Here is a 21018-nt window from a genome sequence, read left to right on the forward strand (position 1 = left end):
ATATAGTCCTGAAACCAGGACGGCCGCTTTGACCTGCATCGGTCCGCATGGCAACAAGCCGTCCATGTCCGAAACCCGCATGACAGACTCCGGAACGTCGGAGACCGGCACATCGCAGAGCGAAACCACGTCGCCGCGCGACGACTGGAACGGACTGCTGGATCTGTTCGGGGCCGGGCGTCTTCGCCGCGCCATGAAATGGAGCTTCGGGTTCAGCCCGCGCCTGTCGCGCCGCCGTATCGCCCACCTGCAGGACACGGGCGGGGCGGTGGCCGTATCCACCCTCCTCGCCCGCCGGGACGCCGCCTGCATCAAGGCTTTGCGGACCTATGCGGCCGTGAACCACGAACAGGCCGCTGCCGCCCTGCGCATCACGGCTATCGTCAATGTATCAATTCCGGTGATCGTCCTGACCCTGGCGACGCAGATGTCGGACGGCGCATTCTGGGCGGATATAATGTCCGTCTACAGCGCGACGCCGCTGGGGTGGGTCGTGCCCGTGGCGCTGCTGAGTGGTCTCCTGCTCGCCACTTCCATCCTGCTCGGCTCCGGCGCGGCGCGGCTGGGCGAAGCCCGCGATCTGCGCCATCTGATCGAGCTGCACGCCGCGGAACGCGGCATCTATTTCGGTTTGGAGGACGAAGACGACATGCCGTCGTAAAAGGCGCAGTCTGGATCGGACCGGTAGAAGGGCAAAGTTCCAATAGGTTTCGTCCCCCCGCGTCGTCACCTCCTCCCTGCGACTGTCGGCTTGAAACGCGGCTCCGGCCCCGCTAACCCCCGGACCCATGTCGAGAATTCGAATTATCACCCCGATACGCGCCCGCTGATGCGGCGGGCCGTATCGGCTGTTTCGATTCCCCGACCCTTCTTTTCCAAAGACACCGACAATGACATCTGAACCGCGAGACTACCGCGACACGCTCTTCCTGCCGAAGACGGACTTCCCCATGCGCGCGGGCCTGCCTAAAGCCGAGCCGAAATGGATCGCGTTCTGGGAAGAGCAGAAACTATACACGACCCTGCGAGAGCAATCCGAAGGCCGTCCGACCTACACGCTCCACGACGGCCCGCCCTATGCCAACGGCCATATCCATATGGGCACGGCGCTGAACAAGATCCTCAAGGACCTGATCAACCGCTCCCACCAGATGCTGGGCCACGACGCCAACTATGTCCCTGGCTGGGATTGCCACGGCTTGCCGATCGAGTGGAAGGTCGAGGAGGAATTCCGCGCCAAGGGCAAGTCCAAGGACGATGTCGCGCCTGCCGAATTCCGCGCCCGCTGCCGCGACTATGCGAAACAATGGGTCGATGTGCAGAGCGAGGAGTTCCAGCGCCTCGGCGTCGTCGGCGATTGGGACAATCCCTATCTGACCATGCGGTTCGAGAGCGAGGCCCGCATCTGCCACGAACTGCTCAAGATCGCTGAGTCCGGCCAGCTTTATCGCGGCAGCAAGCCGATCATGTGGAGCCCGGTCGAACAGACCGCGCTGGCGGAAGCTGAGGTGGAGTATAAGGACCGGAAGGTCAGCCAGATCTATGTCCGGTTTCCGGTTAACCTGTCAGGTCTCAACGAGAACGATTTCGATTATGCAATTAGCTACGCCAAAACAAATCACCCGAATTCGGAAAATCTCCAGGATTTCGTAGCCAGTCGTGAGCGTGACAAGAAATACGTCAATGCTTCCGTCGTCATCTGGACCACCACGCCCTGGACCATACCCGCCAACCGTGCCGTCTCCTATTCCACCGATATTCGCTACGGCCTTTACGAAATCACCGACTTGGAAGCGGTCGAGTTCGATCTCGGCCAGTCGGTCGGCGATCGCCTGATCGTCGCGGACGATCTCTGGGAGATCGTGTCCAAGGCTAGCTTCATCAGGGCATCCAAGCGGATCCAGGACGTGACGGCCGAAGACCTTGAACAGATGGTCCTTTCCCACCCCCTCCGCGACATGCCTGGCGCGAACGGCACGTATCACTTCCCAGTCCCTCTCCTCGCAGGCGACCACGTCACCGCCGAGGCCGGTACGGGCTTCGTCCACACCGCGCCGTCGCACGGCGAGGACGACTTCAATGTGTGGATGTCCAATGGCGACAAGTTGGCGAGCCTCGGCATCGACCCGGCCGTGCCGATGACGATGGACGACAAGGGCTGCTACACCGACGTCATGCCGAAGCGTTTCCAAGGTCTCGACGTGATCCGCACGTCGGGCAAGAAGCGCGGGCAGGACGGCAAGGCGAACGGCGAAGTCATCAAAGCCCTTGTGGAGACGGGCAACCTGCTGGCCCGCGCGCCGATGACGCTGCGCGACGCCCATAGCTGGCGTTCCAAGGCGCCCGTCATCCGTCGCGCCACGCCGCAATGGTTCATCTCCATGTCCAAGACAGGCCTGCGCGACACGGCCCTGGCCGAGATCGACAAGACGACATTCTGGCCCGACCGGGGGCGCAACCGGATTGGCACGATGGTCAAGGATCGCCCGGACTGGCTGATCAGTCGCCAACGGTCCTGGGGCGTGCCGATCACGCTGATCGTCGGCCCGAAGGGTGAGCTGCATACGGACCGCGACGATGCGGACGCCATCAATGCGCGCATCCTCGAAGCCGTCCGCGAACACGGCGTGGACGGCTGGTTCGACACGCCGCTGCAAGACCTCATGCCCGACGACAATGACGACTGGGCGAAAGTCACGGACATTCTCGACGTGTGGTTCGATTCAGGCTGCACCCACGCCTTCTGCCTGAAGGAACGCGACGATCTGCCCGACCGGGCCGACCTGTATATGGAAGGCTCCGACCAGCATCGCGGCTGGTTCCAATCGAGCCTGCTGGAGAGCTGCGCCGTCTACGGCGAAGCGCCCTATGACGGTATCCTGACGCATGGTTTCGTGGTCGATGCCAAGGGGCTGAAAATGTCCAAGAGCCTCGGCAACGTGATGAGCCCGCTGGAGCTGACCCAGAAATACGGCGCGGACATCGTCCGCCTCTGGGTCGCGTCCTCTGACGTGACCGAGGAGATCCGCATCTCCGACGAGGTCATCAAGACCAATACGGACAGCTACCGCAAGCTGCGCAACACGCTGCGCTACATGATCGGCGCGCTGGACGGCTATGACGACAGCGAAGCCATTGCACCCGAAGACATGCCCGCGCTGGAACGCTGGGTGCTGCACCGTTTGTGGGAGCTAGGCAGCGAGCATGAAGCAATGGTCCGCAATCACGATCACCGCACCATCTTCTCCAAGCTGTTCAACTTCTGCACCAACGATCTGAGCGCATTCTATTTCGACATCCGCAAGGACGCGCTCTATTGTGATCCGCTGGACAGCACCCGCCGTCGGGCATGCCGCACCGTGATGAACGCCATCTTCGAGCGGCTGACTACTTGGCTCGCGCCGATCCTCTGCTTCACCATGGAAGAGGTCTGGCAGCAGTTGCGCCCGGGCGCGTCCGTACACTTGGAGACCTTCCGCGACTGTCCGGACGCTTGGCGCGACGACGCCCTCGATGCGCACATGGCCACGGTGCGCATGGCGCGCGATGCGGTCAATGAGGCGATCGAGCCTTTGCGTCGCGACAAGGTCATCAAGTCGAGCCTCGAAGCCGCCGTCATAGCCGCAGGACCTGACCTGTCCCGATCGCTTTCGGCGCTCGGCATCGATGTGGCGGATCGTTACGCCGACCCGGCGGATCCGTCAGACACATTGGCCGACTATCTCATCGTCTCGAAAGCGGAGATCGGCCAGGTGGTGAGCGTGTCGGACCTCAAGGACACGAAGGCCAGGAAATGCCTGCGCAGCTGGAAGTATTTCGAAGGCGAGGGCGAGATCACGCCGCGGGATGCCGCCGCCATCGGAGAACCGAAGGCCGCATAGAGAACCGATAGTCCGGCCATATATGCAAGCGCCGCCGCGGTGGCGCGGTCTCGGGAGACCGGAGCTTTCTAGCGCCGCAACCCGTCCATGCTGTCGGGGCGTTCCGGTGCGACGCAGCCGATCACCCAGACGTCGTAGACCGCATGGTCGAGCGCGCTGATGGCGGGACGGGACGCGAACATCCAGCCGGAGAACAGCCGCGCATCGTCCTTCGCCTCGGACCCGTCCTCCATCAGGCGGCGGTCGTCGATCTGCAGGAAAGCATAGGTTTCGGGCAATTCGGTCGGTGGAGTCTTTTCGCAATGGCGTGCATGGATGGTCAGGCTGCCGAAATCGAGGGTGTCGCCGATCGGCACCGTGTAATCGAAAGTCCGCGCCGTGACCTTGTCCAACGCGCGCAGCTCCACCGCTTCGCCGACCAGATTGGACTCAGGCGAGAGCGCTCCGGAGGCCATCGGCATCAGAAACGCGGCTGCGAAGGCCAGTCGGCCCATCATGGCGGCTAGATCAATCACCGGGCGTCCAAGCTTCGTAATCCGCAGCAACCTCATCACGGCGGCCGTCGCGGGCGAGCGAGCCCTTGGGCCGGTAGGCCGCTGGGGTGCCGGTCATGTTGGGCTTGTGCGGCAACTGCCAGTCATGGCGACGGACATCCAGCTGGTCCGGCGTCTCGTCATAGATATGATGCAACCAGCCATGCCATTCCGCCGGGACCGAAGACGGATCGGCATAGCCCTTATAGATCACCCAGCGGCGCTTTCGGCCCTCGAATTCGGGGCTGGGTTTCTTTTCTTCGTGATAGACATTGCCGAACCCGTCCATGCCGACCCGCGTGAAGTTGCGCTTCACGGACAGGAAAGTGCCGGGCGTGGCGCCGTTCCACCAGGTGAAGATGCGGGACAGGAATTGCATGCGGGTCGGGATCCGTTTCGGTTGGGGGCGGCTCATGCCCAAGTGACATATGCCTGTGCGTCATATGCCTGTGTCCGTCGTCCGTAAAGCGCGCAAGTGACCGCATTGTGGCGGGCGGGCAACCACCCTGGCACTGGCACTGGCACTGGCACCAGCATTGACACTGGCACTGCCAAAAGCCCGGTTCCTTACGACTCCGTAATTGGAGGTCGGCGCGGACTGCCCTCTATAACCTGAATTGTGCGCCACGACACCCAATCCCGACTCTCCCGCCCTGCCATTGCGGCGGTCCTGTTCGCCTTGCCAACCGCGGCAGCCCTGTTCGCTCTGCCAACTGCGGCGAACGCCCAGCTGCGCGTGGATACGCGCATCGTCGCTTCGTCCAGCTCCTGCGCGGGATGCGACCTGTCCGGGCAGCGCATGAACGGCATGACGCTGAAGAACGCCAACTTCGCGGGATCCGTCTTCAACAATTCCAACCTGTCGGGCGGCAAGCTGCATGGCTCGGATCTGACCGGCGCGCATTTTCGCAAGGCGATGCTGTACGGCGTCACCGGCGAAGGGGTCATCATGCAGGACGCTATGCTGGAAGATGCCACGCTGACGGAAGCCGAACTGTCCCATTCCACCATGCGGCAAGCCAATCTGCACCGGGCGGATCTGACGCGCGGCGTGTTTCGCGACAATGATTTCCAATCCGCGAACCTGATCGGGGCCAGTGCGCCGTCGGTCGATTTCAGCCGGTCGGATTTCAAGGGGGCGCGGCTCGACAACGCCAACCTCGCTGGGGCAACGCTGGATGGCGGGCAATTCACGGGCGTGCGTTTCGGCTTCGCCAATTTGGAAGAGGCCACGCTGGACGGATCCGACTTCTCGGACGCCGATCTGGCCCATGTCGTCGGATTGACCCAGACCCAGCTCGATAGTGCCTGCGGGAATATGAACACGCGCCTGCCCGACGGGCTGAACCTCGGCTATTGCGACGGGGCGATGGATGCCAGCCTGCACACGCACGCCGACCATCCGCGCGAACTGAAGGCCGCCCTGTCCGGTCTCGACCGGGCCATCATGGACATCGAATCGCTGCTAGCCGTCGAGCGCGACCGCCAGACCCGCACTCGTCTGCAACGCGTCCACCGCGAACTGACGCAATCGCGCGAAGCGATGCGGCGTTGACGCCTGCGGGCGCTAAGCGTCCTTCTCCACCGGAACCAGTTTCAGGTGCAATTCCTTGAGCTGTTCCTTCGACACTTCGGCAGGCGCGTTCATCATCAGATCCTGCGCCTGGCCGTTCATCGGGAACAGGATGACGTCGCGGATCGTGTCCGTTCCGGCCAGCAGCATCACGATGCGGTCCACGCCCGGCGCGATGCCGCCGTGCGGCGGGGCGCCGTACTTGAACGCATTGATCATGCCGGCGAATTCCTCGTCCACCACATCCTTGCTGTAACCCGCCAGCTCGAACGCCTTGTACATGATCTCCGGCTTGTGATTCCGGATCGCACCGGACGACAGCTCCACCCCGTTGCAGACGATATCGTATTGATAGGCCAGCAGGTCGAGCTGTTTATCCACCGTATCGGCCGCATCCAGCGCCGCCATTCCGCCTTGCGGCATGGAGAACGGGTTGTGGGAGAACTCGACCTTCTTGGCGTCCTCGTCCCACTCATACATGGGGAAATCGACGATCCAGCAGAACTTGAACACGCCCTCTTCGATCAGGTCCAGATCGGCGGCGATCTTGTTGCGCGCATGCCCGGCCAGCTTCGCCGCGTCGATCGGCTTGCCGGCGGAGAAGAACACGCCGTCGCCCGCCTTCAGACCCATATGGTCGAGCAGCTTGGCAAGGTGGTCCGGATCGAAATTCTTGAGCGCCGGGTCTTGCGACAGGACCTGGCCGTCTTCTTCCTTCAAACGGGCATAGCCGAGGCCGGGCGCCTGCATTTCCTTCTTCGCCCATTTGTCGAGGCTGTCGAAGAATTTGCGCGACTGGCTGTCCGTCGCGCCGGGCGCTGGAATGGCGATGACCCTGCCGCCCCCCTTGGTGATCTTCGCAAAGATGCCGAAGCCGGTCTTGCTCTCGTCGGTGAAGAAGTCGGACACATCGGAAAGTTCGAACGGAATGCGCAAATCCGGTTTGTCGGTCCCGTATTTGGCCATCGACTCCTTGTAGGGGATCCGCGGGAACGGCGTTTCGACCGTGCGTCCATCCGCGAACTCCTCGAAAACCCCCGCCATGACGGGCTCGATGGCGTTGAAGACGTCTTCTTGGGTGACGAAGCTCATTTCCACGTCGAGCTGGTAGAACTCTCCGGGGCTGCGGTCGGCGCGGGCGTCTTCGTCGCGAAAACACGGCGCGATCTGGAAATAGCGGTCGAAGCCTGCCACCATGATCAGCTGCTTGAACTGCTGCGGCGCCTGAGGCAGCGCGTAGAACTTGCCGGGGTTCAGGCGAGACGGCACCAGGAAGTCGCGCGCGCCTTCGGGGCTGCTGGCCGTCAGGATCGGCGTCTGGAATTCGGTGAATCCCTGCTCGATCATGCGGCGGCGCAGACTGTTGATGACCTGGCCGCGCAACAGGATATTCTTGTGCAAGGTTTCCCGGCGCAGATCGAGATAGCGGTGCTTCAGGCGGATGTCTTCCGGATAGTCCGGCTCGCCGAAGACCGGCAGCGGCAGCGGGTCGGCCTGGCTTTCCAAGACGAACTCGGCCGCGCGGACCTCGATGTCGCCGGTCGCGATTTCGGGGTTCTTCGCGTCTGCATCGCGGGCCAGAACCTCGCCCGTGACGGTGATGACGCTCTCGGCCGGAACGCGTTTCGCCGCGTCGTAGAATTCGACATTCGGATAGACGACGATCTGAGTGATTCCGTAATGATCGCGCAGATCGATGAACAGCGCGTTGGCATGTTCGCGCTTGCGGTGGACCCAGCCCGAAAGGCGGGCCGTCTCGCCCACGTCATCGGAGCGGAGTTCGTTGCAGGTATGGCTGCGGAATTCGTGCATGAAAAATCATCCGGAAAGAAGGTCGCGCGCCCTTTAACACCGTCTGTGTTCGCTTCAAGCCATAGGCGCGGTTTACCTTCGCGCGCAAAGGCGGCATGCCTGTGCTCATGATGAAACGTTACGGCCCTCTGCTTCTCGGCGCCCTTGCAGCGACCCTGATCGCCGTGAGCGTCTTTCGCTGGATCAATGGCGGCGGCGTGGACTGGTTCAGCCTCGTCCTCGCCGGGGCCGCACTCGCACTGCTTATCCTGCAGTTCCGTCAGAACGGTTCGCTCTAGCCCGCGCGTAGATCAGATATTCCCGGTTCCCCGAGCCCCCGCGAACCGGGCTGTCCGCTATGGCGACGATCCGCCACCCCTGTTCGCGCAGCCAGTCCCGCACGGCATCCATCGCCTCCTCCACGCCCGCCCGTACGATCCCGCCGCGGCCCACATTCTCGCGCCCGACCTCGAACTGCGGCTTGAACAGCAAGACCGCTTCCCGGTTGAACGACAGAGCCGGACCGAGCAGCTTCGTGATGGAGATGAAGGAGGCGTCGCAAACGAGCAGATCCGGAGCAGGATCGAACAGGTCCGCCGTGATCTCCCGCGCGTCCTGCCCCTCCATCAGCGTGACATCGGAATGGTCGCGCAGCGAGGCATGCATCTGGTCGCGCCCGACATCCACCGCATGGACATGCGCCGCCCCGGCCCGGAGCAGCACATCCGTGAAGCCGCCCGTGGAGCTGCCCACATCCAGGCAGACGCAGCCTTTCGGATCGACACCGAACACGTCCAGCGCATGGGCCAGCTTCAATCCGCCTCGTGACACGTAAGGGTGCAAGTCGCCTGCCTCGACCGCGGCGCCGTCGACGATCATCGCGGATGGCTTCTTCAACACCCGACCATCGACCCGAACCAGCCCGGCCTTGATCGCCGCCTGAGCGCGAGCGCGGCTGTCGAAATGGCCGTGTTGGACGAGATAGAGGTCGGCGCGCATTCTTGATTTCCAATCCGGTTGCACCTTGCTTTCGCCCGGTGGGCATGCAGTCTGCAACCATGAATGCCGCACGTAAGATCCTGCTTGTTGCTTCCGCTGCCGGCGCGCTCTTTTTCGCAGCCTTCCTTTTCATGCTTTCAGCGGACCCAGCCAGGTTCGAAGCCCGTGCGAAAGGCTTCGCCGTAGCCACGGTGCAGGCCAAGGCTGCGGATTTCGCGCAAGAGCGTGGATTGCGATTGCCCGACGGGGTCGAAGGATCGGCTTTGCAGGACGCCCTGACCGAGCGCCTCGGCGCGCGCAGCGAGCTCTATGCCCGCGCTTTGGAGTCGAAAGTCGATGAATGGGTGGCGGATGTTCTCGCTGGCCACTGCACCATGGATTGCGGACATCGGAATGCGGTCGAGGACATTGCCAGAGGCGTGCTGGAAAGAGGTTTCGCCCGCTACGGACAAGGCGCGACGACATTGCAAGATTTCGCCCGGAACCGCTACGACGCCACGATCAGGAGCTTGCACCGCGATCTGACGATCGTGTCGCTCAGCAATCTGGTCGTATTCCTGTTCATCATTGTCCTGATGCTGACGCGGCCGCGTTTCATGCCGGCCCTTGTCAAGCTGGGGGCTTTGGCTTTCTTATCCGTGGCCGTGATGCTGGGCTGGTACGTGTTCGGACAGGACTGGATCGCGACGTTGATCTTCAACGCCTATGTCGGCTGGGGATATGCCGTGTTCATGGGCCTGATTTTTGCGTCGCTTTCAATGACGCCCGGATCCTACGGGAATTGGGGCACATTTTCGGAAGTGTGTCGATGCAATGCTGATTCCCGTCTAGGCCCGCTTCTCAACACCCTGACGCCCCAGCGCGGCAAAGACCTTTGCCACGATCGCATCCGCGTCGAGACCTGCCTGTTCGTACATCTTTTCCGGCGTGTCCTGGTCGATGAAGGTGTCGGGCAATGTCATCGTCCTGATCTTCACGCCGCGGTCGAGGGCGCCGCTGGCCGACAGGTCGTGAAGACAGAAGGCGCCGAAACCGCCGACGGAGCCTTCCTCGATCGTGACGAGCACTTCGTGGTCTCGCGCAAGTCGGTGGAGCAGGTCGCTGTCGAGCGGCTTGGCGAAGCGGGCGTCGGCGACCGTGGTGGACAGGCCGTGGCTTTCCAACCGTTCAGCGGCCAGCAGGGATTCGCCCAATCGCGTGCCGTAAGAGAAGATCGCGACCTGGCTGCCTTCGCGCAAGACGCGGCCCTTGCCGATCTCCAGGGGTTGCGGATCGTCGGGAATCTCGATGCCGGTCGCTTCACCGCGCGCGTAGCGGAAGCCGGTCGGGCCGTCGTCGCGCGCCACGGCCGTCGCGACCATGCGTGCCAGCTCGGCTTCGTCGGCCGCCGCCATCAGCACCATGTTGGGCAGGCAGCCGAGATAGGCGATGTCGAACGCGCCCGCATGGGTGGGGCCATCGGCGCCGACGAGACCGGCCCGGTCCATCGCGAACCGCACCGGGAGGTTCTGGATGCAGATATCGTGGACGACTTGGTCGTACCCGCGCTGCAGGAAGGTCGAATAGATGGCGCAGAACGGTTTGAACCCATCCGCCGCGAGACCGCCCGCAAACGTCACCGCATGCTGTTCGGCGATGCCGACATCGAACATGCGGTCGGGGAAGGCCTGGCCGAATTCCTTCATGCCCGTCCCACCCGGCATGGCCGCCGTGATGCCGACGATACGGTCGTCCTTTTCGGCTTCCTTGATGAGGCTGTTGGCGAAGACCTTGGTGTAGGACGGCGCGTTGGGAATGGATTTGGACTGCTCGCCCGTGACCACGTTGAATTTGGACACGCCGTGATATTTGTCGGCCGAATTTTCCGCCGGGGCGTAGCCCTTGCCCTTTTGCGTCACGACATGGACCAGAACGGGGCCTTCCTTCATGTCGCGGACGTTTTCCAGCACCGGAATGAGCGCGTCGAGATCGTGACCGTCCACGGGACCGACATACTGGAAGCCCAACTCTTCGAACCAAGTGCCGCCCATGACCATGCCGCGCGCATACTCCTCGGCCTTCTTGGCCGTGCTGCGGATCGGGCGCGGGGCGTCCTTGACGAGGGCTTTGGCGGCGCCGCGCAAGGCCTGATAGCCGCCAGACGACACGGTGCGGGACAATAGATGGCTCATCGCGCCGACCGGGGGGGCGATCGACATGTCGTTGTCGTTGAGGATCACGATCTGGCGCGAATCGCTCGCGCCTGCATTGTTCATCGCCTCATAGGCCATGCCCGCCGTGATCGAGCCGTCGCCGATGACGGACACGACATTATTGTTCCGTCCGGCCAGGTCGCGCGCGACCGCGAAGCCCATGCCCGCGCTGATCGATGTGGACGAATGCGCCGCCCCGAACGGGTCGTATTCGCTTTCCGCGCGCTTGGTGAAGCCCGACAGGCCGCCGCCCTTGCGGATGGTCCGCATGCGGTCGCGCCGCCCGGTCAGCACCTTGTGCGGGTAGCACTGATGGCCGACATCCCAGATCAGCTTGTCGTCGGGTGTGTCGAAGACATGGTGGATGGCAACGGTCAGTTCGACCACGCCCAACCCCGCGCCCAGATGCCCGCCCGTGACGGAGACGGCATCGATCACCTCCGTGCGGACCTCGTCGGCCAGCTGCTTGATCTGCTCGCGGGTGAAGTCGCGGATGTCGGCCGGGTACTCGACCGTATCCAGCAGCGGTGTATCGACCATCGAAATTCTATCCACTTGCGCCCGTTCGGGCTGTTCTATCTGCCAAGGCGCCCTTAGTGGCGGCGCTCCAGAACGAAGTCCACGGTTCCCAGCAGCGTTTGCGCCTTTTCGCCATAGGGCGCAAGGGCGGCCCGCGCCGTCTCGCCCAGGGACCGCGCCTTGTCTTTCGCCCCATCGAGGCCGAGCAGCGACACGAATGTGGCCTTTCCAAGGTCCGCATCCTTGCCCACGGCCTTGCCGACCGTTTCCATGTCGCCTTCCACATCCAGCACGTCGTCCTGGATCTGGAACGCCAAGCCGAGCGCGTCGGCATAGCGGTCCAGCGCGGCGATATCCTGCGGCTGCGCGTCCGCGATCAGGGCGCCGGCTTTCATCGCAAACCGGATCAACGCCCCGGTCTTCATGGCTTGGAGCTGCGTGATCAAGGCGGTGTCGCGCGCGGCCTCGGCCACCGTGATATCGACCACTTGGCCGCCGATCATGCCGCTCGCCCCGCCCGCGCGAGCCAGTTCCAGCACCAACCGCGCCCGCACGGCCGGATCCGGATGGGCCGCATCAGTCGCCAGCAATTCGAAAGCGTGGGTCAGCAACCCGTCGCCGGCCAGCACGGCCATGGCGTCGCCGTAAACCTTGTGAACGGTCGGCTTGCCCCGGCGCAGATCGTCATCGTCCATGCACGGAAGGTCGTCATGTACGAGCGAATAGACATGCAGGCATTCCAGCGCGCACCCGACCGTCAAGGCGTTGTCCGCATCCCCGCCCAGCATCCGCGCCGTCTCGATGACGAGGAACGGCCGCAAGCGCTTGCCACCGCCCAGCGCCGCATAGCGCATGGCTTCGGCCAGCACCGCGTGATGGCCGGTCGGGCGCGGCAAGAGGCGGTCCAGCGCGGTTTCGACGTCGGCTGCGACGGAAGCAAGGCCGGACCGGAATCCTGACGCGGCCACAGGTTTGTCCAAGGTCTCGTCCAACGGATCAGTCCGCGTCGAAGGGTACGGTGCTGGCGCTGCCGTCAGGCGCCAACACGATCTTCTCGACCTTCAGCTGCGCGCTCTTGAGCTTGCCTTCGCAATGCGCCTTCAGCTTGGCGCCGCGCTGGTAAAGCGCGATGCTTTCCTCTAATGGCGCGTCGCCGCCTTCCAGCTGGCGCACGATGCCTTCCAGTTCGGACAGTGCGTCCTCGAAACTCAAATCCTTTATCGGTGTGTCGCTCACGCGGCGTCCTTCTCTCTGCTCGGCTCTTTCGCCGGCCCTGTCGTGGGCCGGACCAGCCGACGGCGGCTCCAATGAAGGTCGCCGTTCTGGCTGACGCAGCGCCAGCCACGCCGGATCAGGCTGCCCTTGAGCATCCGGTTAAACCATCCATGGCCGGAGACATAGACGATTTTCCCGCCCGCCGCCCGGCGACCCAATGTCTCGCTGACGATTTCGGCGCGGGCGCGGGCCTCGGCCAGCGTCTCCATCCCGTCGCTGTAACCGGCGCACCACAGGATGCGCGCGACCGTGCCCCAGCTTTTGGGCCGCATTTTCCACGGGCCGAGGGGCGGCGACGGCAAGGCGGCTTCGACCAGTCCCGGCAGCGTGTCGTCCGGCATGCGCCCGGCGGCGAGTTCGGCGCTCTGAACGGCGCGCGGCAAGGGCGAAGAGAGGACCAGATCCGCCCGGTGCGCCCAATGCGCGACCTTGTCCGGCGGGGTCTGGCCGGGCGCGATGCCGCCTTCGTCGTAGCGGTGCCACCAGTCGCGGAACCCGGTCCAGGTCAGGCGGACCTTGCGCGACAGGGCCGGTTTGCCGTGGCGTACCAGAATGATGGTGTCCATGGAGGGCGCTTCGAGGCCGTTCCGGTCTGCCATGATTCTAGAGGAATGACGGGGCGCGGCCTTCGGGCGGACAACGAAGCCCCTCCGATCGGTCGCACCGGTTGAAAGTGAACATGAGCGCGTCCGCCCGGCCGATGAGATGGTCGACCGGCACGAAGCCCGGCCCCATCTCGCTGTCCGGCATGACGCGACCGAACTGGTCCGTCCGGTCCACACGCGAATCCGTCGAACGGTCGCGATTGTCGCCCATGAAGAAAACGTGCCCTTGCGGCACGACGAATATGTACGTGTCGTCGAGCGGGCCGTCGTCGCGATGCTCGAAGATCGGATGGGCGCCCTCGTCGCCAGGCAGGCTTTCCGCATATTCGGTCGCGCCGGACACGGTGCGGAATGGATCGCGCGTGCGATAGAGCAGCTCGCCGACCGTTTCGCGCGGCACGGGCCGGTCGTTCAGATAGAGTCGGCCGCCCGTCACGCGCACTTCGTCGCCCGGCAGCCCGACCGTCCGCTTGATCATGACCGTGCCGTTGTTCGGATTGCGGAAGACGACGATGTCGCCGCGTTCCGGCAGGCGCGAGAGGATGCGCCCGTCCGGCAAGGGCAGATTGTGCAGGCCCAGCGGCAGGGAATGGCGCGAATAGCCATAGGCGAACTTCGACACATAGATATGGTCGCCCACTTCCAGCGTCGGTTGCATCGATTCAGACGGGATCTTGTAATGACCCCAGACCAGCGTCAGCACCGCCAGCATGATGGCCGACAGCTTGGCGAAGAAACGCAGCTCCTCGCCGATGCGCGCCAGCAGGCCCGGCTTCTGTGCAGGCATGGCCGTCGTTGGCGCGATATTGGAACCGTGCAAGGTCATCCCGCCCGCAATGGCAAGGCAGGCGCAGCCTTTCAACCGTCAATGCTCATATGCGCTGCCAACCGCGGCCGGGCCGTGCTAGGGGCCCGGCCATGCCTGCCCTGACCTTGAAAGCCGGACCGGACGCCTATGCGCGGGCCGCCGCCTTGCTGAGCGACGGCGGGCTGGTCGCCCTGCCGACGGAAACCGTTTACGGCTTGGCCGCGGACGCCCGGTCCGACGCCGCCATTCGGGACATCTACACTGCCAAGGGGCGGCCGTCTGACAATCCGCTCATCACCCACTTGCTTCGCGCCGAAGAGGCCGCCCGCTATGCCCGCATTCCCGATCTGGCGGCGAAGCTGACGATCCGGTTCTGGCCCGGGCCGCTGACGCTGGTGCTGCCGCGCCGCGACAGCGACCTGGCGGCGCGGGCGTCCGCCGGGTTGGGCACGATCGCCCTGCGCTGTCCCGATGCGCCCTGGCGCGCGGGGCTGGTCGCGGCGGGCTGGGACGCCCCGCTCGTCATGCCCAGTGCCAACCTGTCAGGTCATGTCAGCCCGACGACGGCCGCGCATGTGTTCCATGATCTCGGCGACCGGATCGACCTGATCGTGGACGGCGGACCGTGCGCGCGCGGCGTGGAATCGACTGTGATCCGCGTGGACGATGACGGGGCCGCACTCTTGCGCAGCGGCGCCGTCGCGCGAGCCGATATCGAAGCCGTGACGAGCCCGTTGAGAGAGCCCGCGCCCGGCGCGCCTCTCGCATCGCCTGGCATGATGCACCGCCATTATGCACCGCAGGCGAGCTTGCGCCTCAACGCCAAGGCTGCGCGGGATGGCGAGACGCTGATCGGGTTCGGGCCCGGCTTTGCCGGACCCAGCCTCTCCGGAACCGGCGATCTGGCCGAGGCCGCGCGCAATCTCTACCGGCTGTTGCGCGAATTGGACGGACCGGGCGTGAAACTCGCGGTCGCACCGATCCCCGGAGGCGGACTCGGGGCGGCCATCAACGACCGCTTGCAACGCGCCGCGCGCGGTCGCTAGGATGCCGGCATGGAAAGCCCCGGCATAAACGCTTTGAAGACCGCCTTGTCCGAGAAGGCATGGACGGACGATCCCGACATCATCGCCCCGCATCTGAGCGAGTGGCGCGACAAATATTTCGGCAAGACGCCGATCCTGTTGACGCCGGGGTCGACGGATGAGGTCTCGGCCGCCGTGCAAATCTGCGCCGAACACGGCCTGCCCATCGTGCCTCAGGGCGGCAATACGGGACTGGTCGGAGGCCAGACGCCGCAGGGCGAAGTGCTGATGAGCTTGAAACGCATGACGCGGATCCGCGACGTCAATCCGGTGTCCGACGCGATCACGGTGGAAGCGGGCGCGACATTGCACGCCGTGCAGGAGGCCGCCATCGCCGCCGATCGGAAATTCCCGCTCACCCTGTCTTCCGAAGGCAGCTGCACGGTCGGCGGGGTGCTGTCCACCAATGCAGGGGGCAACCACGTGTTGAAATATGGGACGACCAAGGACCTGGTCTTCGGCGTCGAAGCCGTGCTGGCGGACGGGCAGGTCTTCAACGGCCTGACGTCCTTGCGCAAGGACAATACGGGCTACGACATCTCGCGGCTGTTCCTGGGCGCGGAAGGCACGCTGGGCATCATCACGGCGGCGACGCTGAAACTGTTCCCGCAGCCCGGTCACGTCGCCCGTGTCCTGATGGGCGTCGCATCCGTGGAGGACGCGGTCGGCCTGCTGACGCGCTTGCGCGGCCCCGCCCTGGCCATGTTCGAGGTCATGCCCCGCATCGGGTTTGCCGCGGTAACCGACAATTTCGAGAATGAACGCGACCCCTTCCCTGACACCCATCCCTGGTACGTCCTGGCCGATTTCGAGGTGGAGACCCAGGACGCGGGCGAAGCGATGGTCATGGCCTTGTTGGAAGGCGCGATGGAGAACGGCCTGATCCGAGACGCGGTTCTGGCCCAGAGCGAGACGCAATTCCGCGCGCTGGGATCCATCCGCGAACATATGAGCGCGGGCCAGAAACATCTCGGGGGGTCGATCAAGCAGGACATCACCGTGCCGATCGACCGCATTCCGGAGTTTTTCACCCGCGCCGATGCGGCGGTCGAGCAAATCGTGCCCGGCTGCCGCCCGGTCGGCTTCGGCCATTTCGGCGATGGCAACATCCACTACAATATCGCCCAGCCCGAAAGCGCCGACATGGCGGCGGGCCGCGCGCCGTTCCTCGATCGCTGGGACGATATCAGCGAGGCCGTCTTCGATGTCGTGGACGGCCTTGGCGGGTCGATCAGCGCCGAACACGGCATCGGCATCATGAAGCGCGAGACGCTGGCAGCGCGCGCCGATCCGGTGAAGATGGACTTGCTGCACCGCATCAAGACGGCGATGGACCCGGACGGGCTGATGAACCCGCGCGTGATGCTGTAAACGTTTGCGTTATTGCGGCATGGCGCTGTTGATACATGCCGGTAATGTGATTAGGTCACGTCGCCATGACGCGCCTGCCGCTCATACGGGGACTCGCCATCCTTTTCGCCGCTCTGTTCCTGCTAGGCCAGGGACTGGCGCAGGCGCATGATGCCGAACACGGGCTCGGACACAGTCATGACGGCGTGCCCTGCGCCGTATCCGTGCTGGGTGAAGACAAGGCGGAGTTGACGGTTCCGCCGTCCTTGGACGCCCCGGTCGTCGATCACGGCCCGGACATCACGCCGCGCCCGACGCCACTTGCGACGTTCCACGATGCACGGACCTGCCGCGCTCCGCCGCCCCGCGCGCCGCCGAACCCGGCATCCCGACACCAGCCTTGCTGACCGGCTCGACCGATCCGGCCCTTCCGAAAATGCCCTGCTTTGCGACCGGCGCGACACGCGACCGGAGCGAAGCACCCCTCGATCGCTCTTTGAAGTTTCAAACCATGACCAAAACCCTTTTCGGCTCCGTTGCGAGCCTGTCCCTGATCGCGGCCAGCGCGCAAGCGCAAACCGCCGACATTCCCTCCCCTTATGTAGACGAGATCATCGTTACCGGTTCGCCGATTGCGGTGCCGGCCGACGAAGTGCTCGTCGGCGTCTCCGTCCTGACGGATGACGAATTGGAACGCCGCATCGCCAAGACCATCGGCGAAACGCTGAAATACGAACCGGGCGTATCGTCCACCTTCTTCGGAGCGGGCGCGTCCCGGCCCATCATCCGCGGCCAGGGCGGCGACCGCGTCCGCGTGCTGACCAACGGCGTCGGGTCGATCGATGCCTCCGCGTCGTCGCCCGACCACGCCGTCGCCGCCGAGCCCGCCCAGGCGGAGCGCATCGAAGTGCTGCGCGGAGCGTCCATCCTGCGCTACGGCAGTTCCGGCGCGGGCGGCGTCGTCAATGTGATCGACGGCCGCATTCCGACCGCCCTGCCCGAAGACGGGCGCGAGGTGAACCTGCGCATGAGCGCGACCAGCGTCGATAGCGGCATCGAGGCCGCCGGATCCATCGACCAAGCGATCGGGAGCAATCTGGTCCTGCATCTGGACGGCACGTTCCGCGATTCGGGCGACTTCCGCATTCCGGGCTTTGCCGAAAGCGCCGCCCTTCGCGCCGAAGAGGAAGCCGAACATGCGGCGGAAGGCGAAGACCATGAAGAGGAAGAGGAAGAGGAGGTCCGCGACCGCCTGCCCAACAGTTTCGTCGAAAGCCGCTCCGGCACGGTGGGCTTGAGCTGGATCGGCGACCGCGGCTTCTTCGGCGCGGCCCTGCACCGGTTCGAATCCGACTACGGCATCCCCGGTGGCCATGAACACGGCCACGAGGAGGAAGAAGGCGAAGAGCATGACGAAGAGGAACATGGCGAGGAGGACGTCACCATCGATCTGGAACAGACCCGCTTCGACGTGAATGCAGGGCTGGATCTGGACGGTTTCTTCGAACGGCTGCAATTCTTCGGCGGCTATGCGGACTACGAGCATACCGAGTTCGAAGGCACCGAGACCGGCACGGTTTTCGCCAATGAAGGCTATGAAGGCCGGCTGGAGCTGGTCCAGCGCCAGGACGGCGCTTGGTCGGCCGCGCACGGCGTGCAGATCCGCAGCCGCGACTTCTCCGCCATTGGCGAGGAAGCCTTCGTGCCGCCGACGAAGACGATGCAATATGCGGGCTACACCTTCCACCGCTACGACACGGAGAACTGGCATCTGGAAGGATCCGGCCGGATCGAATTCACGGATCACGACAACAGCGTCACGAACCAGACCCGCGACTTCACCGCGCTGAGCGTCAGTGCGGGGGCCGACCGGCACATCACCGAGACCCTCAAACTGGGCGGCACATTGTTCCGCACGGAGCGCGCGCCGACATCCGAAGAGCTGTTCAGCAACGGACCGCACATCGCCACGAACGCCTTCGAAATCGGCGATCCGAGCTTGGGCAAGGAAGTGGCGACGGGCGGCGAAATCGCCCTGCGCCACCGCGCGCTCGGTCACGCCGTGACGGTCAACCTGTTCTACACCTCCTATGACGATTACATCTACGAGCGTCAGACCGGGGCGGAAGAGGACGATCTGCCCGTGTTCCAGTTTGTCGGCGACGATGCCGAATTCTACGGCGTCGAGGCTTACGGCGAGGTCGACCTGTTCAGTACCGGCCGCTGGGACGTCAGCGTCGATGCGCTGGCCGAATATGTCGAGGCCGAGACCGACACTGGCAATCTGCCCCGCATCCCGCCCCTCGCCATCCTGACCGGCATCGAAGCGCAAGCCGAAGCCTTGCGCCTGCGCGCCGAGCTGGACTGGGCGGCCGATCAGGACGACACGGCGGCCTTCGAACGCGCGACCGACGGCTACACGTTGGTCAACCTGTTCGCGGCCTATGATTTCGGCGAGGCGATGACCTTCTCGCTCGGCCTGGACAATGTCTTCGACGAGGAGGCCCGCCAGCACACCTCGTTCCTGAAGGACGACCTGCCCCTGCCCGGACGCAATCTCCGCTTCACGGTTAGCGCGAAGCTCTAAGACCTGGCAAATCAGTCCATAGCCATCGCTAGGGGGTGATGGCGCGTATAGACATAAGGTCGCCCGAAAGGGCGGCCTTATGGAATGCGGGCACGACCCCTGCCTGCTGAAACGCTCTTCGCGTGCGGGAGGCACGGCTATGGACAACTATCTCAATCTGCCTAATTTCGTGGAGCTGTCGGATCCGGCCTGGACGCTGGGATCGCTATCGCTCGTCGTCGCCTACGGCGCATGTTTCGCCTTCGCGATCTATTTCGTGCTCAGCAGTTTCCAACTGTCCCAGCGCTACCGCTTGGTCGCGGTCCTATCCGCGGTCGTCATGGTGTCGGCTGGGCTGTCGCTGTTCCGCGAAGCCATGATGTGGGACCGCGCCTATGTCTGGGACGCCGCGCGCATGCTTCACGTGCCGATGCTGGACGGCGATACGTTCTCCAACGCCTACCGCTACGGCAACTGGACCATCACCGTGCCCTTGCTGTTGTGCCAGCTGCCCATCGCCATGGGACTGCCACGGCCCGAACTGCACAAACGCGCCCTGCGCATGGGCATAGCCGGGATCGCGATGATCTGGACCGGCTTGGTCGGTCAGTTCGGCGAGGTGTCGGATTGGGGCCTGCTGAACCTGTGGGGCATCGTTTCGACGCTGTTCTTCGCGTGGCTGCTCTGGGAAGTCTGGGGCACGATCCGGGCGGGCGCGGCGACCACCCCGGCGGAGATCGACGGCTGGCGCAAGAATATCTGGTGGTACATGTTGCCGACCTGGGGCCTGTATCCCTTGGCCTACGCAATGCCGCAGCTGGGCCAGACGGAAACCATCGTCGTGGCGCAGCAATTCCTGTTCACCACGGCCGATATCACGACCAAGCTGGTCTACGGGGTCATACTGGCGCGCTTCTGCCTGCGACGGTCCGCGCTGGAAGGCCATGTCTCGGCCATCGAGGCGCTGGCCGATCCGGCCGCGATCGGAAGGGCCGTTCGGCGCTGACGGCCTCAGCCGCAGCGTGATCCGGGCAGGGCCAGCGTCTGACCGATGGCGATGGCATAGTCGCCACCGATCGCGTTGGCAGCCGTGATCTCGCCGACCGGCACGCAGAGGCGGCGCGACAGCGAATAGACCGTGTCGCCTTGCTGCACCGTGTAGGACAGGCCGACCGCCGGCATGCTGGCGGCCGTACCGCTGACCGGTCCCTGCGGGGCCGGAGCCGGTGCGGCAATGACATTGCCGCCGATCGTGTTCTGAGCGAAATCGTAATTCACCTCGCGCGGCTGGCCGGGGACGAGCGGGCGCGGAGCCTGGACGGGCGCCGTTCGGGGCGCAACCGCTTGCGGCGTGGGTTGGATCTTGAATGGGGCGGGCTGATGCGGGCTTTGTTGCGCCACCATCATTTCATAGCCGGGCGTTCCGGTCATGCGGTCCGTATCATAGGCGTGTTCAGTCGGCGACACGGCCGTTTCCGGACCCCTTTCCGAACCGGCCAATTCCGGATGGGCGGCCGGGATCGCGCTGTACTGCACGCCTGCAACCGTCCGGGCCTCCGCTGCCAGAACGGGCGCCGTGTCGAGATCGGGCTCAACATATTTGGAGGAATACTGGTAGTTCGGGTTTTCTTGCACCGTCGAGCAGGCGGCAAGGGCGAGTGCGGAACCCACGAACAAGAGGCGGATGGACATGGCGGTCTCCAAGCGGTTTGGCGCTCAGGCTGCGTTGAAAAGGTCAATTTTGGGTAAAGGCGTGTTTCCGCGCACCCGGGGGTTCCGGTCGCGGCTCCGACGCGCTATCCGCGTTGCGAAAGCCGAGCGCGTCCGGGCCGGACGCGTTT

20 protein-coding genes are annotated in these 21018 nt (G+C 64.4%); 9 read left to right on the top strand and 11 right to left on the bottom strand.

Annotated elements, in window-relative coordinates; genetic code table 11:
* Nucleotides 1-64 precede the first annotated feature (64 nt).
* The gene (locus Q0718_RS12695; RefSeq protein WP_298918603.1) at nucleotides 65-661 is read left to right on the top strand and encodes a hypothetical protein; all 597 of its coding nucleotides are present in this window, start codon (nucleotides 65-67) and stop codon (nucleotides 659-661) included.
* Nucleotides 662-890: 229 nt separating this feature from the next.
* The gene (gene ileS / locus Q0718_RS12700) at nucleotides 891-3881 is read left to right on the top strand and encodes an isoleucine--tRNA ligase (protein ID WP_298918606.1); all 2991 of its coding nucleotides are present in this window, start codon (nucleotides 891-893) and stop codon (nucleotides 3879-3881) included.
* A gap of 68 nt (nucleotides 3882-3949) precedes the next feature.
* Here ileS and Q0718_RS12705 read toward each other — a convergent pair whose 3' ends face one another.
* Entirely contained in the window at nucleotides 3950-4396 is a 447-nt protein-coding gene (locus Q0718_RS12705) for a DUF2155 domain-containing protein (protein WP_298918609.1), read from the bottom strand.
* Entirely contained in the window at nucleotides 4389-4793 is a 405-nt protein-coding gene (locus Q0718_RS12710) for an NADH:ubiquinone oxidoreductase subunit NDUFA12 (RefSeq protein WP_366523890.1), read from the bottom strand. Before Q0718_RS12710 ends, Q0718_RS12705 begins: the two co-directional genes overlap by 8 nt.
* Before the next feature lie 240 nt (nucleotides 4794-5033).
* Between Q0718_RS12710 and Q0718_RS12715 the strand changes: the two genes are divergently transcribed.
* The gene (locus tag Q0718_RS12715) at nucleotides 5034-5969 is read left to right on the top strand and encodes a pentapeptide repeat-containing protein (RefSeq protein WP_298918615.1); all 936 of its coding nucleotides are present in this window, start codon (nucleotides 5034-5036) and stop codon (nucleotides 5967-5969) included.
* 12 nt (nucleotides 5970-5981) lie between these two features.
* Here the strand turns inward: Q0718_RS12715 and aspS are convergent, their stop codons facing one another.
* Nucleotides 5982-7799, bottom strand: a complete 1818-nt coding sequence (gene aspS / locus Q0718_RS12720) for an aspartate--tRNA ligase (protein ID WP_298918618.1) — start codon at nucleotides 7797-7799, stop codon at nucleotides 5982-5984.
* 95 nt (nucleotides 7800-7894) lie between these two features.
* Here aspS and Q0718_RS12725 point away from each other — a divergent pair, with 95 nt between their 5' ends.
* Nucleotides 7895-8077 (top strand): hypothetical protein, encoded by a 183-nt coding sequence (locus tag Q0718_RS12725; protein WP_298918621.1) that lies wholly within the window; start codon nucleotides 7895-7897, stop codon nucleotides 8075-8077.
* On the opposite strand, the gene Q0718_RS12730 is transcribed toward Q0718_RS12725, so the two are convergent.
* From Q0718_RS12730 to lepB, 7 genes are all read right to left on the bottom strand, one after another.
* Nucleotides 8043-8777 (bottom strand): TlyA family RNA methyltransferase, encoded by a 735-nt coding sequence (locus Q0718_RS12730; protein WP_298918624.1) that lies wholly within the window; start codon nucleotides 8775-8777, stop codon nucleotides 8043-8045. The two genes, Q0718_RS12725 and Q0718_RS12730, sit on opposite strands and share 35 nt — an antisense overlap.
* A gap of 137 nt (nucleotides 8778-8914) precedes the next feature.
* Nucleotides 8915-9166, bottom strand: coding sequence for a hypothetical protein (locus Q0718_RS12735; protein WP_298918627.1), 252 nt, complete (start codon nucleotides 9164-9166; stop codon nucleotides 8915-8917).
* 438 nt (nucleotides 9167-9604) lie between these two features.
* Nucleotides 9605-11509, bottom strand: coding sequence for a 1-deoxy-D-xylulose-5-phosphate synthase (gene dxs, locus Q0718_RS12740; RefSeq protein ID WP_298918630.1), 1905 nt, complete (start codon nucleotides 11507-11509; stop codon nucleotides 9605-9607).
* A gap of 53 nt (nucleotides 11510-11562) precedes the next feature.
* Nucleotides 11563-12468 (bottom strand): polyprenyl synthetase family protein, encoded by a 906-nt coding sequence (locus Q0718_RS12745; protein WP_298918633.1) that lies wholly within the window; start codon nucleotides 12466-12468, stop codon nucleotides 11563-11565.
* Nucleotides 12469-12484: 16 nt separating this feature from the next.
* On the bottom strand, nucleotides 12485-12724 hold the full coding sequence (locus Q0718_RS12750; RefSeq protein ID WP_298918635.1) for an exodeoxyribonuclease VII small subunit: 240 nt from the start codon (nucleotides 12722-12724) through the stop codon (nucleotides 12485-12487).
* Entirely contained in the window at nucleotides 12721-13329 is a 609-nt protein-coding gene (locus Q0718_RS12755; protein ID WP_298918638.1) for a histidine phosphatase family protein, read from the bottom strand. Before Q0718_RS12755 ends, Q0718_RS12750 begins: the two co-directional genes overlap by 4 nt.
* Nucleotides 13330-13366: 37 nt before the next feature.
* The gene (lepB, locus tag Q0718_RS12760) at nucleotides 13367-14155 is read right to left on the bottom strand and encodes a signal peptidase I (protein ID WP_298918641.1); all 789 of its coding nucleotides are present in this window, start codon (nucleotides 14153-14155) and stop codon (nucleotides 13367-13369) included.
* Nucleotides 14156-14286: 131 nt separating this feature from the next.
* On the opposite strand from lepB, the gene Q0718_RS12765 reads away from it, so the two are divergent.
* The 5 genes from Q0718_RS12765 to Q0718_RS12785 all read left to right on the top strand — a co-directional run bounded on the left by Q0718_RS12765 (nucleotide 14287) and on the right by Q0718_RS12785 (nucleotide 20183).
* A complete protein-coding gene (locus Q0718_RS12765; protein ID WP_298918644.1) occupies nucleotides 14287-15222 on the top strand; it encodes an L-threonylcarbamoyladenylate synthase in 936 nt (311 codons plus the stop codon).
* A gap of 9 nt (nucleotides 15223-15231) precedes the next feature.
* Nucleotides 15232-16632: an FAD-binding oxidoreductase gene (locus tag Q0718_RS12770; RefSeq protein ID WP_298918647.1), complete on the top strand. Its 1401-nt coding sequence runs from the start codon at nucleotides 15232-15234 to the stop codon at nucleotides 16630-16632.
* 65 nt (nucleotides 16633-16697) lie between these two features.
* Nucleotides 16698-17018: a hypothetical protein gene (locus tag Q0718_RS12775; protein ID WP_298918649.1), complete on the top strand. Its 321-nt coding sequence runs from the start codon at nucleotides 16698-16700 to the stop codon at nucleotides 17016-17018.
* 104 nt (nucleotides 17019-17122) lie between these two features.
* Nucleotides 17123-19198, top strand: a complete 2076-nt coding sequence (locus Q0718_RS12780) for a TonB-dependent receptor (RefSeq protein WP_298918652.1) — start codon at nucleotides 17123-17125, stop codon at nucleotides 19196-19198.
* A gap of 139 nt (nucleotides 19199-19337) precedes the next feature.
* On the top strand, nucleotides 19338-20183 hold the full coding sequence (locus Q0718_RS12785) for a bacteriorhodopsin (RefSeq protein WP_298918654.1): 846 nt from the start codon (nucleotides 19338-19340) through the stop codon (nucleotides 20181-20183).
* A 5-nt stretch (nucleotides 20184-20188) separates the two neighbouring features.
* On the opposite strand, the gene Q0718_RS12790 is transcribed toward Q0718_RS12785, so the two are convergent.
* A complete protein-coding gene (locus Q0718_RS12790) occupies nucleotides 20189-20869 on the bottom strand; it encodes a LysM peptidoglycan-binding domain-containing protein (RefSeq protein ID WP_298918657.1) in 681 nt (226 codons plus the stop codon).
* Nucleotides 20870-21018 lie beyond the last annotated feature (149 nt).

This window comes from uncultured Algimonas sp., from assembly GCF_947498175.1.
GTDB lineage: Bacteria > Pseudomonadota > Alphaproteobacteria > Caulobacterales > Maricaulaceae > Litorimonas.